Source organism: Allosphingosinicella sp. (assembly GCF_036387615.1).
GTDB lineage: Bacteria > Pseudomonadota > Alphaproteobacteria > Sphingomonadales > Sphingomonadaceae > Allosphingosinicella.
The window spans coordinates 1-2,650 of the sequence record NZ_DASVTH010000065.1; the positions used below are offsets into that span (position 1 = coordinate 1).

A 2,650-nucleotide genomic window follows, 5' to 3' on the forward strand; every position below is an offset into this window, starting at 1 on the left:
AGCCAGGCGCGCGGGGTGCCGCTGCTGACCGCGTCCGGCATCACCGGCAAAGGCATCGACCAGCTGCTCGCAGCTGCCTTCGAGGTGCGTGAGATCTGGTCGAAGCGCGTTTCCACCGGCCAGCTCAACCGCTGGTTCGAAGAGGCTGTCGAGCGCAATCCGCCGCCCGCGCCCGGCGGCAAGCGGATCAAGCTGCGTTATATCACGCAGGTCAACACCCGCCCGCCCGCCTTCGTGCTGTTCGGGACACGCGTCGATCAGCTGCCCGATTCCTATCTGCGCTACCTGGTCAACGGCATCCGCAAGGAGCTCGGCTTCGGAGCGGTTCCGGTCCGGCTGTCAGCCCGCGCGTCGAAGAATCCGTTCGACAAGGACAAATGAGCGGCGAGCGGCTGGTGGATGCGCGCGGGCTCCGCTGCCCTTGGCCGGTGCTTCGGCTCAGCCGCGCCGCCCGGGAGCTCGGCGGGCCGGGGCGCATCCTCATCCTCGCCGACGATCCGATCGCGCCCGTGGAAATAGCCGCGCTGTGCGAAGAGAAAGGGTGGCGCCTAAGGTCCGATCCGGACCGTCCGAACGCGTATCAGATCGCAATAGATACCGAGGCTTAAACGGCCTGTTTACCCGGCCGGGCTAGTGTCGCCCTCATGTGGACACAGGACCGGGAAGAAGCGCTGCAGCCGGAAACGGGTGCCGATGCGATCGTCGACTGGAGCATCTTCTCACAGGCGAGAAGCGAGATGGGCCCGGGCTTCATCCGGATGCTCGGCTATTTCCGCGAGGATGGCGGAAAGTCGATCGCTCAGATCGAGACGGCGATGCGTCGCAAGGATGCAGCGGCGATGGTGACGCCAGCGTCCACGCTCGGAACCGAAGCGCGGCAGTTCGGCGCCGAGCCGCTGGCGGACCTGGCCGAGGAAATCGAGGAAGTGGCACGGCGGTGTCTGGAAATGCGGCTCTCGCCCGACGAACTGTTGCCGTCGGTGGCAAAGCTTGGCGCGCTTTACGAGCGGACGATCGCGTTGTTCGATCAGGAGGCCAACCCGCTCGCCCAGCGCCGATCGACGGGCAGAGGCGCAGACGCCGCCAACCAGGAATTCGGGCGCCTCTAGGCCGGCAGCGCCCTGCGCAGCGGTTGCACCTGCCAGCGGGCGAGGGTCCGCCACAGCCACTCGAACGGGCCATATTGATAGCGTTCCAGCCAGGGCTTGGACCAGGCGAGCATCAGCGCCCACATCGCGATCACGACCATCCAGAGCTCGGCGCGGCCCATCGTGCCGAAATAGCCAAAGCCGTAGCCGTAGAAGAAGGTGGTCAGCACGATGCTGGTGCCAAGATAGTTGGTGAAGGCCGCCCGGCCCGCGGCCGCGATGCGGGCGGTCAGCCCGCCGCCGCCGCGCGTCAGCAGGATGATCAGGGACGCGGTCGCCAGGATCATCAGCGGCCGGAAGGGAACGGTGGCGGCCATCACGTATGCGAACGTCATCGGCATGGAAAAACCGGAGCGGGCATAGGCCCAGGCGAGCAGCGCATAAGCGGGGACGCCGATGCCGAAGCCGATCAGCATGATCCTGCGATAATCCCGATCGGCCCAGGCGCCCGTCAGGAACCCCGTCTTGAGCGCCGCCATGCCGAGCAGCATGTAGGCCAGCGTCTCCCAGCCGAACATCGGCAGACCCGAAAAGGGCTTCGCCCCCTGCTCGCTCAGCCGGTGGCCGACTATGTCTGGGTAGGAGCCTCGAAACAGGTTGAGCACCTTATCTAGCTCCGCGCCGCTCAGCGCCCCGAACATGCGTTGCAGGTCCTGCCATTGCCTGACCGTTTCGGCCGGCGCTCCCGGGGCGGCGGCCTGCTGCTCAAGGACCATCGTGCCGGCAGACATGGCTAGGAAGATGAGAAACTGGACCAGCAGCAGTCCGCATGCCCAGGCGATCAGCGCCCTGGGTTCCTTGTTGCGGAACAGATAAGCGAGCATCCCGATCAGCGCGTAGCCGACCAGGATGTCGCCGAACCAGACCAGGTAGAAATGAAGCAGGCCGAAGACCAGCAGCCAGCCCATGCGGCGGTAGTGGATGGCGGCGCCGCTCCGGCCTGAAGCGTCCGCGCGCTGGATCACCAGCAGGATGCTCGCGCCGAACAGGAACGAGAAGAGCCCCCGCATCTTCCCGTCGACGACGACAAAGCTAAGCGCCCAGGAGATCATATCGGCCGTTTCGGGCGCTCCCAGCGCGGCCGGGTTCATATAGGCCTGGAACGGCAGCCCGAACCCGACGATATTCATGGCGAGGATGCCCATCACCGCCACGCCCCGCACGATGTCGAGCGTCAGGATGCGCGGCGGGCCCGAGTCGGCTGCGGTCATTCCGGTCCCCCTCCGGTGCCAGGCGCAATCTTTAGCAAAGAGGGGCGGGCTCAGCCAACCGGCTCACTCCCCGGCAGGCTTGGATTGGAGCTGGATGTAATTGGGCAGCCCGATCAGGGCGACGAGGTCGAGTTGGGTCTCGATCCAGTCGACATGCTCCTCCTCGTTCTGGAGGATTTCGGCGAACAGATCGCGGCTGACATAGTCGCGCACCGTCTCGCAATGCTGGACGGCCTCACGCAACTGGCTCAGCGCCTCCATCTCAAGCGCGAGATCGGCGCGGAGCACCTC

Annotated in this window: 4 protein-coding genes and 1 pseudogene; 3 read left to right on the forward strand and 2 right to left on the reverse strand. The window is 66.0% G+C overall.

Going from position 1 to position 2,650, the window contains the following annotated elements; all coding sequences use genetic code 11:
• The 3 genes and pseudogenes from VF631_RS14635 to VF631_RS14645 form a co-directional block, all read left to right on the forward strand.
• Positions 1-381: pseudogene (locus tag VF631_RS14635) on the forward strand (ribosome biogenesis GTPase Der); the annotation flags it as partial.
• On the forward strand, positions 378-608 hold the full coding sequence (locus VF631_RS14640; protein WP_431851059.1) for a sulfurtransferase TusA family protein: 231 nt from the start codon (positions 378-380) through the stop codon (positions 606-608). The pseudogene VF631_RS14635 and the gene VF631_RS14640, both read left to right, overlap by 4 nt.
• A gap of 36 nt (positions 609-644) precedes the next feature.
• Entirely contained in the window at positions 645-1,109 is a 465-nt protein-coding gene (locus VF631_RS14645; protein ID WP_431851060.1) for an Hpt domain-containing protein, read from the forward strand.
• Here VF631_RS14645 and VF631_RS14650 read toward each other — a convergent pair.
• A complete protein-coding gene (locus tag VF631_RS14650; protein WP_431851061.1) occupies positions 1,106-2,359 on the reverse strand; it encodes a DUF418 domain-containing protein in 1,254 nt (417 codons plus the stop codon). The two genes, VF631_RS14645 and VF631_RS14650, sit on opposite strands and share 4 nt — an antisense overlap.
• Before the next feature lie 63 nt (positions 2,360-2,422).
• Positions 2,423-2,650 (reverse strand): ferritin-like domain-containing protein (locus tag VF631_RS14655; RefSeq protein WP_431851062.1); only part of this gene is annotated, 228 nt, incomplete at its 5' end.

Excerpts from the sequence above, each read along its gene's own strand:
- VF631_RS14640 (WP_431851059.1), top strand. The coding sequence starts at position 378 with ATGAGCGGCGAGCGGCTGGTGGATGCGCGCGGGCTCCGCTGCCCTTGG.
- VF631_RS14645 (WP_431851060.1), top strand. The coding sequence starts at position 645 with ATGTGGACACAGGACCGGGAAGAAGCGCTGCAGCCGGAAACGGGTGCC.
- VF631_RS14650 (WP_431851061.1), bottom strand. The coding sequence starts at position 2,359 with ATGACCGCAGCCGACTCGGGCCCGCCGCGCATCCTGACGCTCGACATC.